Origin of the sequence: Collimonas sp. OK412, assembly GCF_900112135.1 — a bacterium.
GTDB lineage: Bacteria > Pseudomonadota > Gammaproteobacteria > Burkholderiales > Burkholderiaceae_D > Collimonas > Collimonas rhizosphaerae.
This window is the reverse complement of record NZ_FOLC01000002.1, coordinates 195370-213859: the sequence shown is the minus strand read 5'-3', so window position 1 is coordinate 213859 and position 18490 is coordinate 195370. Positions and strand designations below refer to the sequence as shown.

The 18490-nt window shown below is 62.2% G+C and carries 18 protein-coding genes; 3 read left to right on the top strand and 15 right to left on the bottom strand.

The window, feature by feature from the left end:
• The first annotated feature begins 19 nt into the window (after positions 1 to 19).
• Both BM062_RS03495 and BM062_RS03490 read left to right on the top strand, forming a co-directional pair.
• The gene (locus BM062_RS03495; protein ID WP_092393203.1) at positions 20 to 652 is read left to right on the top strand and encodes a class I SAM-dependent methyltransferase; all 633 of its coding nucleotides are present in this window, start codon (positions 20 to 22) and stop codon (positions 650 to 652) included.
• A 325-nt stretch (positions 653 to 977) separates the two neighbouring features.
• Positions 978 to 1250, top strand: a complete 273-nt coding sequence (locus tag BM062_RS03490) for a DUF4242 domain-containing protein (RefSeq protein WP_092393200.1) — start codon at positions 978 to 980, stop codon at positions 1248 to 1250.
• 173 nt (positions 1251 to 1423) lie between these two features.
• Here the strand turns inward: BM062_RS03490 and BM062_RS03485 are convergent, their stop codons facing one another.
• Together BM062_RS03485 and BM062_RS03480 are read right to left on the bottom strand one after the other, a co-directional pair.
• On the bottom strand, positions 1424 to 2320 hold the full coding sequence (locus BM062_RS03485; RefSeq protein WP_092393198.1) for a pirin family protein: 897 nt from the start codon (positions 2318 to 2320) through the stop codon (positions 1424 to 1426).
• Positions 2321 to 2353: 33 nt separating this feature from the next.
• Positions 2354 to 3088: an isochorismatase family protein gene (locus BM062_RS03480; RefSeq protein ID WP_092393195.1), complete on the bottom strand. Its 735-nt coding sequence runs from the start codon at positions 3086 to 3088 to the stop codon at positions 2354 to 2356.
• 157 nt (positions 3089 to 3245) lie between these two features.
• Here BM062_RS03480 and BM062_RS03475 point away from each other — a divergent pair, with 157 nt between their 5' ends.
• On the top strand, positions 3246 to 4166 hold the full coding sequence (locus BM062_RS03475; RefSeq protein WP_092393192.1) for a LysR substrate-binding domain-containing protein: 921 nt from the start codon (positions 3246 to 3248) through the stop codon (positions 4164 to 4166).
• 50 nt (positions 4167 to 4216) lie between these two features.
• On the opposite strand, the gene BM062_RS03470 is transcribed toward BM062_RS03475, so the two are convergent.
• The 13 genes from BM062_RS03470 to BM062_RS03410 all read right to left on the bottom strand — a co-directional run bounded on the left by BM062_RS03470 (position 4217) and on the right by BM062_RS03410 (position 18372).
• On the bottom strand, positions 4217 to 4594 hold the full coding sequence (locus BM062_RS03470; protein ID WP_092393189.1) for a VOC family protein: 378 nt from the start codon (positions 4592 to 4594) through the stop codon (positions 4217 to 4219).
• A gap of 73 nt (positions 4595 to 4667) precedes the next feature.
• The gene (locus BM062_RS03465) at positions 4668 to 5333 is read right to left on the bottom strand and encodes an energy transducer TonB (protein ID WP_092393186.1); all 666 of its coding nucleotides are present in this window, start codon (positions 5331 to 5333) and stop codon (positions 4668 to 4670) included.
• Between the two features lie 130 nt (positions 5334 to 5463).
• Positions 5464 to 5793, bottom strand: a complete 330-nt coding sequence (locus tag BM062_RS03460; RefSeq protein ID WP_092393183.1) for a DHCW motif cupin fold protein — start codon at positions 5791 to 5793, stop codon at positions 5464 to 5466.
• Positions 5794 to 5812: 19 nt separating this feature from the next.
• On the bottom strand, positions 5813 to 6814 hold the full coding sequence (locus BM062_RS03455) for an XdhC family protein (RefSeq protein ID WP_092393180.1): 1002 nt from the start codon (positions 6812 to 6814) through the stop codon (positions 5813 to 5815).
• Between the two features lie 90 nt (positions 6815 to 6904).
• Positions 6905 to 8182 (bottom strand): c-type cytochrome, encoded by a 1278-nt coding sequence (locus BM062_RS03450; protein WP_092393177.1) that lies wholly within the window; start codon positions 8180 to 8182, stop codon positions 6905 to 6907.
• Positions 8182 to 8733, bottom strand: a complete 552-nt coding sequence (locus BM062_RS03445) for a (2Fe-2S)-binding protein (RefSeq protein WP_092393174.1) — start codon at positions 8731 to 8733, stop codon at positions 8182 to 8184. The genes BM062_RS03450 and BM062_RS03445 overlap by 1 nt, the downstream gene beginning before the upstream one ends.
• Positions 8730 to 11558 (bottom strand): xanthine dehydrogenase family protein molybdopterin-binding subunit, encoded by a 2829-nt coding sequence (locus BM062_RS03440; protein WP_092393171.1) that lies wholly within the window; start codon positions 11556 to 11558, stop codon positions 8730 to 8732. Before BM062_RS03440 ends, BM062_RS03445 begins: the two co-directional genes overlap by 4 nt.
• A 563-nt stretch (positions 11559 to 12121) precedes the next feature.
• Positions 12122 to 12973 (bottom strand): ABC transporter permease, encoded by an 852-nt coding sequence (locus tag BM062_RS03435; protein ID WP_092393168.1) that lies wholly within the window; start codon positions 12971 to 12973, stop codon positions 12122 to 12124.
• A gap of 54 nt (positions 12974 to 13027) precedes the next feature.
• Positions 13028 to 13837, bottom strand: a complete 810-nt coding sequence (locus BM062_RS03430) for an ABC transporter ATP-binding protein (protein WP_092393165.1) — start codon at positions 13835 to 13837, stop codon at positions 13028 to 13030.
• 98 nt (positions 13838 to 13935) lie between these two features.
• Positions 13936 to 14973, bottom strand: coding sequence for an ABC transporter substrate-binding protein (locus BM062_RS03425; protein ID WP_092393162.1), 1038 nt, complete (start codon positions 14971 to 14973; stop codon positions 13936 to 13938).
• Positions 14974 to 15153: 180 nt separating this feature from the next.
• Entirely contained in the window at positions 15154 to 15750 is a 597-nt protein-coding gene (recR, locus tag BM062_RS03420) for a recombination mediator RecR (RefSeq protein WP_175500867.1), read from the bottom strand.
• Positions 15751 to 15856: 106 nt separating this feature from the next.
• Entirely contained in the window at positions 15857 to 16177 is a 321-nt protein-coding gene (locus BM062_RS03415) for a YbaB/EbfC family nucleoid-associated protein (protein WP_014006791.1), read from the bottom strand.
• 86 nt (positions 16178 to 16263) lie between these two features.
• Positions 16264 to 18372: a DNA polymerase III subunit gamma/tau gene (locus BM062_RS03410; protein ID WP_092393159.1), complete on the bottom strand. Its 2109-nt coding sequence runs from the start codon at positions 18370 to 18372 to the stop codon at positions 16264 to 16266.
• Positions 18373 to 18490: the final 118 nt, after the last annotated feature.

Sequence of the window (18490 nt, the reverse complement as noted above, 5' to 3'; positions counted from 1 at the left end):
ACCGTAACGGAGATTCCCGATGTACGAACAATCCAAACTATCCGAGTTGATCCAGTTCGCACGAGTTGTTGCGGGCTCTACCGTCATCGATGTTTACCCAGGCGACGGCGACTGGACCCGTCTCTTCTCCGACATCGTGGGACCCCGAGGACGGGTCTATAGCTTCGTGCCGGCCGAAGTCGCCAACTTCAAGAACGATCCGCTAGGCCGCATGCGGACGCTCGCGAAGGAGCCGGGCCGAGAGAACGTCGAAGCCGTCTCCGCGGACCTCGTGGCGATGCCGACGGCCACGCAACCTGCGGACGTCCTGTGGTTGCACCTGTTCTACCACGATCTCCACACCGAGCTGATGCAGGCCAGGGGCGCAACGGCGGCCCACTTCAATCGAGCCGTCTACGAGCGGCTGAAGCCCGGCGGGTCCTACGTCATCGTAGACCACGCCGCCGCCATCGGGGCGGGCACGAGCGACGCCCAGTCGCTGCATCGGATTGAGCCTGCATCCGTTCGCGAGGAGGTGGAGGCGGCCGGTTTCGTACTGGACGCGGAGAGCTCCATGCTCGCGAACAATGGCGATCTGCACTCGATCAAGGTGTTCGATCCGTCGATCAAGGGCGAGACCGATCGCTTCGCCTATCGGTTCGTGAAGCCCTGACAGGTCCCGGCGCCGACCCTGCCTGGTCCGGTTGCGGATTTCGCTTCCCGAAAGCGGACACCCGTGACCGTCTCCTTGGGTCGTAAACTGCCTATCGCCAGCGACTGTTATCGTCCAGGAGCGACCATCCAATCAATCCGCGAATCGGACATTTAATCCAATGGTTTCACAACGAACCAAACAGTTATTGCTCATTGGCATGTTCTGAAAATTTCAACGATCCCGACCGGCGGCGTGGTGTATAAATATAAGGTGTCATGGCGCGTGTAACGAGCGGGGCCCGCGAGTGTGGTACTCGCTCGGAAATCATCCTGAGGAGACTGCTATGCCAAAGTATGTAATTGAGCGTGAAATTCCTGGAGCCGGGAAGTTGTCGTCACAAGAACTCCAGGCCATTTCGCAGAAGTCGTGCGGTGTGCTGAACAAGATGGGGCCGCAGATTCAATGGCTCCAGAGTTATGTTACCGGCGACAAGATCTACTGCGTCTACATCGCGGCGAATGAAGAGCTGGTCCGGGAACATGCGCAGCAAGGGGGCTTCCCTGCGAACCGTGTCTCGGAAGTCACCTCGATAATTGACCCGACTACGGCAGAGTAGTACAGCCCAGCCAGGCGCTTCACCGACGTCCCTGCCTCGGCTTCACGCCGGCAGGGACGCGGCTGAGCTTGCGCGTTAACCGGCAGCCGCATGGGCTGCATTTACGCGCTCTCCCGGAGCGCCTCAACCAGCTGGCCAAAGTCCGTTCCTTCGTCGATTTTTTGCAATGCGTCTCACGGCGCATCGTCTACCACAGAAGGATTGCCGGCACGGCTGGCTGGCATTGCCAATTGGCCGAATTCACCACGTCGATACGCTGACAAGCGATCGTCCATCTGCTCAATGCTGTTCATCACCAGCGGCCCATGCTTGACCATGGGCTCTCTCAGCGCCGGGCCCGACAAAATCACGAAGTGGGCGGCATCCGGCGCAGCCAGCCTGATGGCGCTTGCCTCGGTTGCCCCTAGCGCGCGGCCTTCCGCCAACGGCTGGGTGCAGGCAAAAGCGTCCACGCTCAGGCTGAGCGTTCCCTGCACCGCGTAGACCATGGCGTTCCAGCCGGCCGGAATGGCATGTTCAAAGGTGCCGCCGGCTTCCAGAAAACCATCCAGCAGCGTGAACGGCTGTGGCAACCGCGCCGGTGAGCGCAAGCCCTGCGACTCTCCGGTCACCACCCTCACCCGTACGCCCGGGGCCTGGAACACGGGCACATCGGCCGCATCCACATGCGTTGCATGCGGATCGATCATTTTCTGGGCGGCAGGCAGATTCACGAAAATCTGCAAGGCATGCACATGCGGGTTTTCGCCTTCCGGCTGCTCGGTATGCACTGCGCCGCGCCCGGCGACGAACCAGTGCAGGTCGCCGGCATGGATCGGCCCCCGGTTGCCGAGCGAATCGTAGTTGTGGTGCGGGCTGGCGGAATCTTCAAACACGTAAGTCACCGCCGAGATGCCGGCGTGCGGATGCGGTTCGAAGGTAGGCGTTGTCATGTGGAAGTGATCCAGCATGATGACCGGATCGATCATCCCCTGGAAATCGTTCTCCGCAAAATGCCTGGCGTTGAAACCCTGGCCGATGCGCATTTCATGTCCGGCCACGGCCGGCGAGACAGATGCTCTCTGGTTCATGTGAATTCTCCTGTTGGATTAATGACCGCTGTCTTATTGCTTGCCGAACGCACTGTGCAATTGCCAGACCAGGCCGGCGAACGGCATGTCCAGCGCTGCGTAGACATCCTGCGCCTTCGGATCGGTGTTATCCCTCAGCATTTCCACCGCCGCCGTCGCATAGTCGGTCACCGGCACGCCGGCGCCAGCCAGCCGTTGCAGACCGACCGTGCGCTTGGCGTCGTTGAATGTGCCTGATGCATCCAGCACCACGCGCGCATCGTAGCCGGCAGCCTTGGCGGACAAGGCCGGGAAGGTTGCGCAGACTTCCAGCGAAACGCCGGCGATCAGGATTTGCTTGCGTCCGGTTTTACGGATCGCAGCCTGCACCTGCGGATCTTCCCAGGCATTGACCACCGTGCGGTTGATCACCGGCACGCCAGGCAAGGCTGCGCGCAGTTCCGGAATGGTCGGCCCCCACATGCCATCCGGCATGGTGGCCGTCATGATCACGGGCACGCCCAATGCCTGCGCCGCCTTGGCCAGCGCCACCACATTGTGCCTGAGCTCGGCGACGGGCATGTCGCGCACGCCGGTGAACAAACCGACCTGGTGATCGACCAGCAGCAGCACGGTGTCGTCGCGCGATTGCGGGTCGAGATAGGCATTGCCGCCCTGGATATTGGTGGCGGCCGCAGCAACTGGGGCGGCGGCGGCAACGTTAGCGGCGAATAGCGAGAAAGCCAAGGCAGCGATGGCGCCAGCCTGGATAAGTTTGCTGTGTTTCATGTGATTCTCCTGTGGATGGAAACGGTTTTGGTAAGAGGCGGGTTACTTTCCTCGCCTGGAATCCATAATGCGCTTGCAACGATAGTTCTTAAAGGCGCAAAATAACAACTTATCGTTTCACTGACGGAACGATAAAAATAGCAAAGCGCCCACTTCCATGAATCCTCTAGCGATCGACCTGAATGACCTTTATCTGTTTGCCCAGGTGGTGGAGCGGCACGGCTTTACCGCGGCCGGCGATGCGCTGGGGATCCCGAAATCGCGCATTTCGCGCCGCATTTCGCAACTGGAAGCGCGCCTGGGTACGCGCCTGCTGCAACGCACTTCGCGCCGCATGAGCCTGACCGAGGCCGGCCAGGAGCTCTACCGCCATTGCGCCGCCATGATCGCCGAGGCCCACGCCGGAGAAGATGCGGTCCGCAAGCGCCTGGACGAACCCGTCGGCACCGTGCGCGTCAGCCTGCCGATGGCGATCGCGGACATTGCCTTGCCGCGCCTGCTGCCGCGCTTCATGCAGCAATTCCCCAAGGTGCGCCTGATGGTCCAGGCCAGCAATCGCCAGATCGACCTGATCGAAGAAAACATTGATGTGGTGGTGCGTGGCATAGGCGCCCAGCTGGAATCATCGAGCCTGGTGCAGAGCAGTCTTTGCTCGGTGCACTGGGTGCTGGTAGCCAGCCCGCAATATCTCACGCTTAACGGCCCGATCGACGAGCTGCCGGCACTGGCTGCTGCCGACGCCTTATATTACGCACCATTGAGCGACGGCGACATCGCTTGGCGATTGCTGGGACCGGGCGATACCCAGCATCAGGCGGCAATCGGCAAACTCCGGCTGCAGAGCGACAATTTATCCATCCTGATGCAGGCAGCGCTGGCCGGCATGGGCGTCGCCACCTTGCCACGCTATGCGTGCAGCGCCGAACTGGCTGCCGGCACGTTGCAAACGGTGCTGCCGGAATGGCGGCCCAAGGCCGGCAACCTTGTGGTGCTGTTTCCATCGCGCCGCGGCCTGGCGCCGGCGGTCAGGGCATTCGTCGATTTCCTGAAAAACGAATTGCCGGCCGCCCTGGCCTAGGGCCGCCAAGCGCGCAAGCCGAGCTTGCGGACGTCCCCTCGATGGCAGGATCAGGCCTCGGGTTCGTGGCAAACCACTTCGATGTTGTGCCCGTCCGGGCCAATGACAAAGGCTGCATAGTAGTTCGCGTGGTAGTGCGGGCGCAGGCCGGGCGCACCATTGTCTTTGGCGCCCGCCTCCAGGGCCGCGCGATGGAAGGCTTCGACCTGCCGGCGATTCTCGGCCATGAACGCCAAGTGAAGATGCGCCGGCCTCTCCTCAGTCTGGTGCAGGCACAATGAAGCCTTGCTGTTCGGGCTGATAAGCTCGACACCGTACGACGGCTGCCCCTCCCCGGCAACAGTCACGCCGAGCGGTTCGAGCGCCTTGAGGAAGAACGCTTTACTCGCTGCATAGTCGCTGACGCCGAATTTGACGTGGTCAAACATGAATTCTCCTGAAGTGTGTAGGCCCGCGCGAGGCTTGACGCAACATGCCCGGACCCAGGGTCAGCCAATTCACTCACTCCAGCTTCCAGACATACTGCATGCGCGCAGCCGATTGTACCGGCTGCCCATCCGCCATGGCGGGCGTGAAATGGCACAGGCTCCAGGCTTTCAGCGTGGCCCGGTCCAGGTCCTTGTAGCCGCTGCTTTTTTCAATCGTGGCGTCCACCACGCTGCCATCGGTGCCGATCACCAGCTTCACGTTTACCGTGCCCTGCTCTTCATTGCGCAAGGAAGTCCTGGGATACTCCGGCTTTTCGCAATGCCCTGCGACTTTCGCGCTGGTATGCGCCGGCGGGCCGGCGGCCTGGGCCGTGGCGGCCGGCGCCGGTTGCGCGACGGAAGTGGGCAGCTCGTTGCTCGGCGGCTTGACATTGGTGACCGCGGCAATCGTGTTTTCCTGCGGCTGCGGCTGGACCTTGACCTCTGGCGGCGGCACGTAGGGGGGCGGCGGCGCGGCCGATTTTGGCGGTGGCGGCACCGGCTTGTCGGGCGGCGGCGGGGGTGGCGGCGGCTTGATTTCTGCGATGAGCTTGGTGATCACCGGTTCCTGGACGACCTCGACGACTTTGCGCGCCAAACCTGTCACCAGTGCATATACGACCGCTATATGCAGAACCAAGACTACCGTGAAACCAACCAGTTTCCTGGTGGGTTTGCTCCCATCCAGTGCGAAATCCATTGAAGGACTCCTGTCTGCCCGCCTGACGGCAATCCTGCCCGTTTACTTGGCGGATTACCTACTTTCATACTAGCAGCTTAGCGGCAACAGTAAAGGAGCCAAGGCCAAAACTTCCTGCCTGGCGCGAGGTTCAGTCGACGATGAACAGCTTGGCCCCGGCCGCGGTAAACGACTTGTGCGGCTCGGCGCCGTCGGCAACCTGGTAGCTCATGCCGGCCGCCAGCAAGAACCTGCGGCCGTCTTCGAGCTCGGTATGCAATTCGCCTTCCAGGCAGAACAGGATATGCCCTTTGCTGCACCAGTGGTCGGCCAGGTAGCCCGGCGTGTATTCGACCATGCGCACGCGAATGCCGCCGAAGTGGCGGGTGCGCCAATAGGCGATCCCGGTCTCGCCCTTGTGTTCGGTGCGTTCGACGGTTTCCCAGTCGGTCGTGCCAAACGGAATATCCGTCATCTTCATGTATTTTCCTTCACGTGTTTCACGGCCGCTCGACCATCCGCAGGCCGTCGGTATTGACGGCACAGCTGGACGCCGACACCGCCACCCGTCCCCGGTTGCGCAGCATCACCAGTTCTGCCAGCACCGATACCGCAATTTCGGCTGGTGAACGGCTCAGGATGGACAAGCCGATGGGTGCGTGCAGGTCGCTAATCTGTTCCGGGCTCAGGTCCAGCATCAGCAATCTTTCCTTGCGTGCCTCGGTGCTTGCCATCGAGCCGATGGCGCCGACGTAGAAAGCATCGGTCTTGAGTGCTTCCATCAGAGCCATGTCGTCGATTTTCGGGTCGTGGCTGAGGGTGACGATCACGGTGCGGCGGTCCGGCTTGAAAGCCAGCACGGCGTCGTCCGGCATGCCATCCAGCCAGACCACGTCGTCGACCTGCCAGTTGCGGCGCTGTTCTTCGCGCGGGTCGTTCAGGTACACCGAAAAATCGAGCGCCGGCGCCATCTGCGCCAGGTATTCCGACACCTGGCCGCAGCCGATGATCAGCAAGCGCCAGCGCGGGCCGAACACCTGCAGCAATTCCTGTTCGTCGAAATGCAGGGCGAAATCGGCCTCGCTGGCTTCGATGCTGGCCTGGCCGCTGCGCATGTCCAGGCGGCGCTGCACCAGCTTGCGGCCGGCGACGGCGTCCAGCAGCGGCGTCAGCGAGGCAGCGTCGGACAAGGGTTCGATCACCAGTTCCAGCGTGCCGCCGCAAGGCAAGCCGAAACGCTGCATCTGTTCGGCGCTGATGCCGTAGCGCACCAGCTCTATGCGCTCCGGGAATGCCGCGGCAAAACGCTGCATCAAGTCGTCTTCGATACAGCCGCCCGAAACCGAACCGGTGAAGTCGCCATCGTCGGTGATCGCAAACAGCGAACCGAGCGGCCGCGGGGCCGAGCCCCAGTTGCGCACTACCGTCACCAGCGCCACCCGCTTGCCCTGCTGGAGCCAGCTGACGGCGCTTTTCAATACTTGATAATCGACTGCGTTCATGGCGTGCCTGATCTTTTTTAGGTTTTTACCAGTGTAATGAAAAACAGGACCGGCCGCTTGCACGGCCGATCCTGTTCCTGAGGCCGGGCTTCAGTGCGCTGCCGTCAGCCGCATGCCTTTGATGCGGTCCGGGGTGATGTCCGCCGCCTGGCCGCCCCAGGCGGCGCGCAGGAAGTTGGACAGTTGCGCCAGCTCCTTGTCGCTCAGCTGGCCGGCGAAACCCGGCATGTCCTGGAGGCTTTCCGTGCCGGGAAATTTCTGCGCTTCGATCCCGTCCAGCATCGCCACGATCAGGTTATGCGGATCGGCGTTGCGCACCGTCGAATTGCCCTTCATCGCTACCGCCACATGCGGCTTTCCTTCGCCCTGGAAACCATGGCAACCGGCGCAGACCGCCGTATACAAACGCTTGCCGGCATCCAGTTCGGCGGCATCGGCGTTGATGGCCTTGACTGCTTCGGGCGGCAACGGCTTGTCGCCCAGCAGGTAGGTAGTGACAGCGTTCAGGTCATCCTTGCTCAGGTATTGCGTACTCAGGTGCACCACCGGGAACATTTCGCCGTAGGCCGAACCCTGAGGCGCGATGCCGGTGGCGAAGAAGGTCTGCAGATCGGCCGCCGTCCAGCCCACCGCAGCCAGGCCGGCGGGCGTGATATTCGGCGCGGCGACGCGGCCCAGCGCGGCGCCGGCCAGCGGTTTCGATAAATCGAGCTGGCCGAATGCGCCGCGCGGCGAATGGCATTCCGCGCAGTGGCCGAGCGCATTGCTCAGGTACTGGCCGCGCAGCCAGGCAGGAGACTGGCCGGCGGAAGCGTCGCTCAGCGAATTCTTCAGGAACGGCACATTCCAGAACATCATGCCGAAGCGCATGTTGTACGGGAATTTCAGGTCCGCTTCCTTGCTCGGCACGGCGACCGGCTTCTGCTGCATCAGGTAGGCATAGATGGCGTCGCTGTCGGCGCGCGTCATCGAGCGGTACGAGGTGTATGGCATGGCCGGGTACAAGTGCTTGTCCGGCGTCACGCCGTCATGCAGCGCCTTGTAGAACTGGTCGGCGCTCCATTTGCCGATGCCGTGCTGTTTGTCCGGCGTGATGTTGGAGCCGTAGAATTTGCCGAACGGCGAAGCCAGCTCGACGCCGCCGGCAAACGGCGCACCGCTGGCGGTGGTGTGGCAGGCGGCGCAATCGGCGGCTTTGGCCAGGTAGCGGCCAAGCGCCAGCTGGTCGGTGCTGCCCGGCTTGACCGCATTGCCGGCGGCTGGCACAGCCGGGCTGCTGCCGCTATCGCAGGCGGCCAGCAAGGCCGTCGCCAGCAGCGGCGCGGCTGCCACGCGCAAAACCTTGCGCAGGTATCGGAGCTTGGTCATCACTTGCCGTCCTTTACCAGTCCCGGCGTCGCCAGCGCCACTTCCTTGACCGCTTCGAAGTAGCGGACGTAGCCGGTGCAGCGGCAGATATGGTCGTTCAATCCATCAGTGATGGCCTGGTCGAGCTGCTCCTTGCCGACCGGCTGGCGCTTCAGTTTTTCCAGCAGCACCGTCGCCGCGTTGACGAAACCCGGGGTGCAGTAGCCGCACTGGAAACTGTAGTGTCCCAGGAATTTCTGCTGGATCGGCGACAGCGCCACCACTTCGCCCTTTTCGTTGCGCTGGGCGTGGCCTTCGACGGTGCGTACTTTCTTGCCCTCGAAAAAATGGGCGCCGGTGATGCAGGAACGCACTTCTTCGCTCGTGCCGTCGGGCTTGTCGAGGATCACCACGCAGGCGCGGCAGACACCCTGGCCGCAACCCAGGCGCGAACCGGTCAGGTCCAGGTATTCATGCAGGAAATCGATCATCATGATGCCTTCCGGCACCGGCACCGGGCCGACCGGCTTGCCGTTGATATGCATGGTGATGGGGTGGATAGTCATGCTCATGCCAGAGCCTCCTGGATATTTTGTGGGGTTACCGGCAGGTCGGTGAAACGGTGGCCGACGGCGTGGGCGATGCCGTTGACGATGGCGCCGACCACCGGGATCATCACCACTTCGGCGATGCCCTTGGGCGGGTCGGTTTCAGTCAGCGGCGGCAGCACTTCGCTGGTCTGGCTCCAGACCGCGACATCCTTGGCGCGCGGCAGCTGGTAGCGGTTGAAGTTCCAGCTGCCGTTGCCGGGGCCGTCCTCGTACAGCGGCAGATACTCATGCAGGGCATGGCCGATGCCCATCGCCAGGCCGCCCTGCAGCTGGCCGGAAACCAGCTGCGGCGAAATCTGGTTGCCGCATTCCATGATCGAGTGATGGGCCAGCAATTCGACCTTGCCGCTAGCTTCGTGCACCGCCAGTTCGACCAGCGTGCCGACCGCGCTGTAGTAGGTGACGGCGGCGTTGTTGCGCTGGGTCGGCGGGATGAAAACCTTCTTGCGGTTCAGCACTTCGTACCCGCCGGCGGTGCTCATCCTGGCCTTGCGCACCTTGTCGGCGCCCGCGCCGTAACGCAGCGACAGACCGTCGAGCGGGATCCTGACCAGGCTGCCGAGAATCTCGAACTCGGCTTCCGTCCATTGCCAACGGTTGAACACGTGCACGGTGGCGCCGGTCACCAGCCCCAGCTCGTGGGCTTTCTTCACCAGCTGTTCGTAGGGCAGCCCTTCCAGCCCGGCGGCCGACAGCTTGCCGTCGACCCAGCGCGCATCCTCGACCCGCACCACCAGCGGCGCAGCCTGGCCGCCGCCGATGCCCTGGCTCCAGATCGCCATCGCTGCCGGCCACAAGCCGTGCATGAAGATCACGCGCGCAGCTTCGCGCGTGCTGTGGGTAAAGTAAAAGGCTGAGTTGGTGGCGCTGGATGGCGAGGAATAACCCGGCGACCAGCGTGGATTGGCGGACAGCTTGTCTTGCTCGGCCTGGCTCATGATGTAAGGATCGCCGCTGGTGACCACCGGCAGGTCGCTCCAGTCGGTGACCGAGGTACGCACTTCATGGGCCGGCTTGCCCAGCCATTTGGCGCAGGCGATCGCTTGCGAGGTCGACATGCCGGTGCCGATCTCGGCCGCGCTGTGCGACAGGTGGATCTGGCCGTCGGCGCTGATTTCGACCTTGGCGAACGAGGTCTCGGCGCCGGTGCCGAAATCCTTCTGCACGCAGGCAAACCCTACGCCATAACGATAGCCCGGATGGCCGGCCTCGTATTCGGCTTTTTTCTTGCCGCGGTTGATCCACAGGGGATGGTTCTTGGCTTTCTGCAGCACTTCGTCGACCCGGATCGCGCCGGCGGGAATCGCACCCTGGGTGTTTTTCATGCCCGAGCGCAGCGCATTCTTGAGGCGGAAATCGATGGCGTCGAGGCCGAGTTTTTCCGCCATTTCATCGATCATCATCTCGGTCGCCGCCATGCTTTGCAGCGTGCCATAGCCGCGCGCGGAGCCGGCATCGATCGCGCGGCTGGCGATGGCGACCGCAGCCAGGTCGTTTTTCGGGAAATAATAAATCGATTGCGCGGCGGTGGCGCCCACCATCGCTACCGACGGCGAGAAATTGGCGCGGCCGCCGCCGTTGGCTTCGAACTCGCCCTTGAACGATTGCAAAAGGCCGGTTTCGCGGTCGACCGCGATGCGGTAGCGCATCTTGAAGGCGTGGCGCTTGATCGCGGTCTGGAACTGTTCGTAGCGGTCGTTGGCCAGGCGCACCGGCTTGCCATCCGCATACAGGGAAGTCAGCAGGCCGTAGAACGGGAAATTGTAGTGGTCCTTGGAGCCGTAGCCGACGGTATAGCAAGGATGGAGGAACAGCTGCTTGAGCGGGAACTTGCCCTTTTTCATCATCTCGATGGCGCTGTCCACCACTTCGCCCGGCGACTGCGTCGGCACCACCATGTGCAGGGCCTGATTGACGCTGTCGTACCAGCAGTTGGCGTTGTCCGGCTCCAGCGCGGCGGTGTCTACCGACTGCGTGCTGTAGTCGCGCTCCATGACCAGCCAGCTTGCCGGCGGATGGTCCAGCTGTTGCTGGATCTGGGCCGCATGGAACATGCCCTGCTCGCCCAGCTTGCCGTGTTCCTGGCCGTCCGGCCATACCGGCTGGTGCTTGCGCATCATGCTCGGGAATACCGGCGCGTTCTTCAGGCTGGAAAAGACATCCTCGTCGAACGATGTCGCGCCGCCAACCCGCACGAAACGGAAAGTGCCCCAGGGATCGCGTTCCAGCGGCCCGGTGACGGGGCCGTACTGGATCACTTCATCCTTGAACTGCAATTTATCCTTGGCAAAACGGAAGCTGGCGAAATCGTTGTAGATCAGGATCGCCACGGCATGCCCCAGGTAGGCCGCGGTCTTGCCGGCCGGCAGCAGCATGTCTTCCCCGTAAAACGCCGGGAACGCCACGCCGTCGCGCGCCAGGTCGGCGGCGGTGACCACGCGGTCCGGCTTCAGTTCGTCGCCCAGCAAACCGAGGTCGACACCGAGGAAACTGCGGTCAGCCTTGGTGGCGCGCAGGATGAAGGCGTGCGCCTGCCGGTCCGGCCAGTGCGGCATGTCGCGGGCGCGTACGTCGCGCGCGAACACCTTGGCGCCGGTGACCTTGGCGATGCCATCGATACGAAACTTGACCTGGCCGTTGCTGCTGTCCCACTGGATGGGCGTCAGGATTTTTTCTTCAAACAGGGCGGCGAACGCTTTGCCGCCCATGGGCGCCACGTAGACCGAGACCCCGGCCACTACGCTGGCCTTCAGAAAACTGCGACGCGAAAGGTCGAGTTTTGTCATGTATTTCTCCTCAAAAGCCAAGGAGCACCCCAACCGTCGTTCGCTAGCGGTTGTTGCAGATGCTCATCGGATCCATCAAAAGCCCCTGCCGGGCATTCATCTGGGGGTCGGCATTTTATTACATTGGAGAACTGGCAACATAAGCACTATGACATGATGAGAATAGGCGATTGGATGGCATACGCAACCGGATTTGTAGCTAATCGCGGCAAATGCATGGGGGTAGCCGGCTGCTTGCTTGAAAGAATGCCATTTTCTCTGGCAAGCTGCTTCCGCAATTATTGAGAGTTTCATCATTCATGACATCGCCACGGCAAGAGTCATGTGGGGTCAGAGTCAACTTTCGCAGCGCTTCATCGCGAAACTTGACTCTGACCCCTCATGACGGATTCGGAGAAAGACAGAGCGCACAGCACGGTTTTGTTTTTTTAGCGATGCGGCAGGTGCTCCGTGGCCCGCTAATTGATCACGCAGAAAAACCGGGCAAGGGCATTGTCACGTTTTATGAAACTCTCAATAGCAGGCCCGGTCTTGCCATGGCGCAAGACGCGCTGCGGCAGTCTTTACAAGCGCTCTGTTTCGCCGCTCTTCGGCTGCCACTTCATCAGGCGTTTTTCGATCATCCCCACCACGGTGTCGAGCACCAGAGCAAACGCCGTCAGCACCAGGATGCCGGCAAACACGGTGTTGATGTCAAAGCTGCCCTCGGCCTGCAGGATCAGGTAGCCGACGCCGCGCGCCGAACCGAGGTATTCGCCGACAATGACGCCGACGAAAGCCAGGCCGACCGAAGTGTGCAGGCTGGAAAATACCCAGGAAGTCGCCGACGGCAGGTACACCGTACGCAGCAGCTGGCGCTGGTTGGCGCCCAGCATGCGGGCGTTCGCCAGCACCACCGGGCTGACTTCCTTCACACCCTGGTAGACGTTGAAAAATACGATGAAGAACACCAGCGTCACCGCCAGCGCCACCTTGGACCAGATGCCGAGCCCGAACCACATGGCAAAAATCGGCGCCAGGATTACCCGCGGCATGGCGTTCGAGGCCTTGATGTAGGGATCGAGGATGGCCGAGGTCAACGGCGACAAGGCCAGCCACAGGCCGACGCCGAGGCCGAACACCGTGCCGATGCCGAACGCCAGCATGGTTTCGGTCAGCGTCACCAGCAGGTGCGAATAAATCTCCGCCGGGAAAACCAGGGTGAACCAGGTATGGTCGCCGAAACCGACTTCCACCGAACCGCTGCCGACCGTAAACCATTGCCAGATGCGCAGCAGCACCTTGAGCGGCTCGCCAAAGAAAAACGCGGTCTGCGGATTGCGCGTGGCCAGGTGCCAGATGCAGAAAAATATCAGCAGCACCAGCACTTGATAGACGCGCAGATTTTTATAATTGGGCTTGATGGCTTTCCACATGATCCTGTTTTATCCCTGTTTTCCTGGTTCCACGAATTGCTTGCCGGCTTGCTGCTAGGCGACTTTCTTCTGTTGCTGGTAACCCTTCAGCACCTCGTCCCGCAGCACGCTCCAGATCTGCTGGTGCAATTCGACAAAGCGCGGTTCGTTGCGGATTTCCGCCACGTCGCGCGGCCGCGGCAGGTCGATCACGAATTCGCCTATCGGATGGGTGCCGGGCCCGGCCGACAGCACCACTACCCGGTCCGACATGGCGATCGCCTCGTCCAGGTCGTGGGTAATGAACAGCACCGCCTTGCGCTTGGCGCTCCACAGTTCCAGCACTTCGTTTTCCATCAGTTGCCGGGTCTGGATATCCAGCGCTGAAAACGGCTCATCCATCAGGATGATGTCGGGATCGAGGATCAAGGTCTGCGCCAACGCCACGCGCTTGCGCATGCCGCCCGACAGCTGGTGCGGATAGCGGTCGCCGAAGCCTTGCAGGCCGACCCGCGCCAGCCATTCCTCGCCCAGCTGGCGCGCCCTGGCTTCATCGGTTTCGCGGTACTGCAGGCCGGCGATGACGTTTTGCAGCGCACTGCGCCACGGCATCAGCGCTTCCGCCTGGAACATGTAGCCGGCGCGGCGGTTGATGCCACGCAGCGGTTCGCCAAATACCTGGACGCTGCCGGACGAAGGCTGCAGCAAACCGGCGCCGACATTGAGCAGAGTCGATTTGCCGCAGCCGGTCGGGCCCACCACGGACACGAATTCGCCCGGCGCGATCGACAAGCTGGTGTCCGCTACCGCGGTGTAGCGCTGGGAACGGTCATCCTTGGAGATGAAAGTGCAACTGACGTTATCGAGAAAGAGGGCTGGAGTCATGGGAGTATGGATGGGCTTGTGACGGCTGCAGCCTCGGCACCGGACTGGAAAATCAAGGACAGCGCGCGCAAGGCGACCCATGCGCGCCGTCCCGCCGATTATTTGTACTTGGCGTTGGCCTTCTTTACAAACTCGTTGGTATAAGTTTGCGACAGGTCGATATTCTTGCCGGCCAGGTCAGGATCGAATGCCTGCAAGGTGCGCAGCGCGACTTGCGGGCCGGCCTCAGGGATGGTGCCGTCCGGCGAAATCGCCTCGCGCATTTTCGTGAAGGCTTCAATGTACAGCGCACGGTCGCCCAGCTGATAGCTTTCCGGCACCGTCTTGACGATGTCCGACGGCCCGGCTTTCTGCAGCCATTTCAGCGCGCGCACCATAGCGTTGGTCAGGGCTTGCGTGGTGTTCGGATATTTCTTGATGAAGTCGGCCGAGGCGTACAGCGTCGCGGCCGGCATCGGGCCGCCGAACACGGCGTTGGTGTCTTTCAGGGTGCGGGTGTCGGCAATGATCCTGATCTCGTTATTCTGCTGCATCATGGTGATCAGCGGATCGAGGTTGGCGATCACGTCGATGGAGCCGGAACGCAGCGCCGACAAGGCGCCGGCCGAAGCGCCGACGCCGATATAGGAAACATCGGTCGGTTTCAGGCCGCCCTTGGCCAGCACGAAATTGGACATCATGCTGGTCGAGGAACCCGGCGCGGTGACGCCGATCTTCTTGCCCTTCAGGTCGGCGATCGACTTGTAGTTAGGCATGGTCTTGTTGGACACGCCCATGACGATTTGCGGCGCCCTGCCCTGCAACACGAAGGCGACGATATGCTGGTTCTTGGCCTGCATGCTGATGGTGTGCTCGAATGCGCCGGAAACCACGTCGGCGCTACCGCCGACCAGCGCCTGCAAAGCCTTGGCGCCGCCGGCGAAATCGGAAATCGTGACGTCCAGTCCTTCATCCTTGAAATAACCGAGCTGCTCGGCGATCGTCAGCGGCAGGTAATAAAACAGGTTCTTGCCACCCACCGCGATCGCCACCTTGGTTTTCTCGGGGGTCTGCGCAAACAGTTTGCCATTGAAAGAAAAGTACCCCGCCAAGAACAGGCAAAGGGCGATGCCGAACTGCTTCCAGCTGAATTTCATATTGTCTCCTCGTATATCCAGGGTTATTTCACTGCTGTTTGTGTGCAATGGTTGTTTTCTTTGCCGTCTTGGCGCGGCTGTCTCGAAACTGGTTATGTCTTCTACGGTCTATGATAATACTGCCCGAGCGGAATTAATTCGGACTACTGCTATGTTTTTTTGGCATGGCGCTCCGGTCTGTCAGGTCGCACGCCGGTCCAGCATGGCGCGCGCGATGGTGCCGGCGTCGACATACTCCAGCTCGCCGCCCACCGGCACGCCGCGCGCCAGGCGGCTGACCTGCAGGCCGCGCGCTTTCATGGTTTCACTGATGTAGTGGGCGGTGGCCTCGCCTTCGTTGGTGAAATTGGTGGCCAGCACCACTTCGGTGACGACGCCGTCGGTAGCGCGGCTGATCAGTTTCTCCAGCTGGATGTCTTTCGGACCGATGCCATCCAGCGGCGACAAGCGCCCCATCAGGACAAAATACAGCCCCTTGAAAGTCAGGGTCTGCTCGATCATCAGCTGGTCGGTCGGCGTTTCCACCACGCACAGCAAGGCTGGATCGCGCTCGGGATCGAGGCAGGTTTCGCACACCTCGTTCTCGGTGAAGGTATTGCACAGCGCGCAATGATGGATCTGCTCGACCGCCTGGGTCAGCGCCCGTCCCAGCAGCGCGGCGCCGTCGCGGTCATGCTGCAGCAAGTGGTAAGCCATGCGCTGAGCCGACTTCGGACCGACGCCGGGCAGATGACGCAAGGCTTCGGTGAGCAAGGCAAGACTGGAAGGAATTTTCACAGAATGGTGTTATTAAGTTTCATTACCTGCGTTTCATTACCTGCGAAACACTGCACGAACCTTGAACCGTGCAGCGCTTATGAATCCGGTCAACCTCAGCGGTTGGTCAGAATGGCAGCTTGAAGCCGGCTGGCATGCCGGCGGTCAGGCCCGACATCTTTTCAGCCGACAGCGCTTCCGCCTTGCGCACTGCATCGTTGAAAGCGGCGGCTACCAGGTCTTCCAGCATGTCCTTGTCGTCAGCCAGCAGCGAAGCGTCGATCGCCACGCGCTTGACCGCGTTCTTGCAAGTCATCACGACTTTCACCAGGCCCGCGCCCGACTCGCCTTCGACTTCGATCAAGGCCAGTTGGTCTTGCATCTTCTTCATGTTGTCCTGCATTGCCTGGGCTTGTTTCATCAGCCCTGCCAGTTGGCCCTTCATCATGGTGCTTCTCCTATAAAAACAGATTATTTAACCGGTGTTTCAAATGGCGCCCGGCGTCATGCCGGCGCGCCCTGCTGCTTGCCGTTTCAACCCAGGGGCTTGACCGATCCCGGTACGATGGAAGCGCCGAATTCGCGCACCATACTCTGGATGAAGGGATCGTTTTTTGCGGTCTGCTCCGCCAGGCGCTGCCGTTCGGCCTGCGCCGCCATGGCCTGCGCATTGGCCGTATGGCGGACCTGGCCAAGCTCCGTTTCCACCTTGACCGGCCGGCCGAAATGTTCAGCCAGCGCAGCCTCCAACTTATCAACACTGCCGGCCGAACGCAAGGTATCGAACGGAATCCGCAGATAAAACTGGGCCGCCGCACCGCTGCTGTCGGACTTGATCAGTTCGCTCTGCTGCGCCAGCTGATGCGCTACGCCGCGCACCGCCAGGGTGGCGGCCAGCAGCGGCCAGTTGCCGTCCCAGTTCAGGTTCGGATCGGGTTGCAGCACCAGCGGCGGCAGCGGTTCCGCCGGAGCGGCCGGTTGCGGCGCCACGGCTTCGGCGCGCGCAGCCTGGCGGCCGTTGCCCGCTACGCCGTTGGCGGGAGATGGCCGCTGCGGAGCGGATGGTGCGTACGATTCAGTTTTTTTTTCAGCCGCCGAACTGGAAAATTCGGTATCCGGCAAATCCATGGGCAACGGGATCTCTTCTTCCCAAGGCGGCACCGACGAATTTTGCGGAACGTAGATCGGCGCTGCCGGTTTGGCGTCCGCTACGGCCGCCACGGCCGCCACGGCCGGCTGGCTGACCTGCGCCGCAGGTAACTGGCTAGGTTGCGGCCGCACCGGTGCGCCGCCTTTGCGGGAAGACGCCGCGCGCGCTGCTTCCAACGCCGCCCTGGCCGGGCTCATGGCGCCGCTGCCGGCGGGAGGCGTTGCCGGCGCGCTGGTGCTGAGCGTGGGCGGAGCGCTGCTCAAGCGGGCGGCGGCCGGCGCTGCCTGGGCTGGCGGCGGCGCTGGCCTCGATGCGGGCGCCGCTGCTGCCGGCGCCGCGCTGACCTGCGGCCGCGGGCGGCTGGCCGGCGGCGGCGTCACGGTGCTGCCGTCGGCTTGCGGGCGGAAGGCCAGCATGCGCAGCAGCGTCATCGAGAAACCGGCGTATTCGTCCGGCGCCAGGCCCAGTTCATTGCGGCCGTGCACGGCGATCTGGTAGAACAGCTGTACTTCTTCGGCATCGAACAAGGCCGACAGGCGGATCACTTCTTCCCGTTCCGGCAAATCCTCGGCCAGGGCCGCGGGAACGCTTTGCGCCAGCGCGACCCGGTGCAGCAACGTGCCCAGGTCCTGCAGCGCCGCGCTATATGACAAGCTGCGGCTGGCCATGTCGTCGGCCACCGCCAGCAAGCCGGGGCCGTCTTTCAGCGCCAGCGCATCCAGCACGCGGATCAGGTAGGACTGGTCAAGCGCGCCCAGCATGCCCTGCACCGCTTCCAGCGTCACCTTGCCGGCGGCATAGGCGATCGCCTGGTCGGTCAGCGACAGCGCATCGCGCATCGAACCGTGGGCGCCCTGCGCCAGCAGGCGCAAGGCCGGGGTTTCGAATTCGATCTGTTCCTGGCCCAGGATATTGTCGAGGTGGCTGATGATATGGCCGGGCGGCATCTGTTTCAGGTTGAACTGCAGGCAGCGCGACAGCACCGTTACCGGGATTTTCTGCGGATCGGTGGTGGCCAGGATGAACTTGACATGTTCGGGCGGCTCTTCCAGCGTCTTCAGCATCGAGTTGAAGGCGTGGTTGGTCAGCATGTGCACTTCGTCGATCATGTAGACCTTGAAGCGCGCGTTGGACGGCGCATACACAGCCTGTTCCAGCAGCTGCGCCATTTCGTCGACGCCGCGGTTCGAGGCCGCATCCATTTCGATATAGTCGACAAAACGTCCGGCGTCGATCGCCACGCAAGCTTCGCACACACCGCACGGCGTCGCGGTGATGCCGCCGTTGCCGTCGGCGCCGATGCAATTGAGCGATTTCGCCAGGATCCGCGACAACGTGGTCTTGCCGACGCCGCGGGTGCCGGTGAACAGGTAGGCGTGGTGCAGGCGCTGTTGCTCCAAAGCGTGCGTCAAGGCCCTTACGACGTGTTCCTGGCCGACCAGCGTATCGAAGCTTCTGGGGCGATATTTACGGGCGAGAACTTGGTAGGACATAGGCAGCGGATAGGGGCGGCAGGTTGTGAAATACAAACAGCATTTTACCTGACAGACGCAGCCCGCACAGTTTTTAAACTCGGCGCCATTCCGGCGCATGGCCAGCCGATTGAAGACA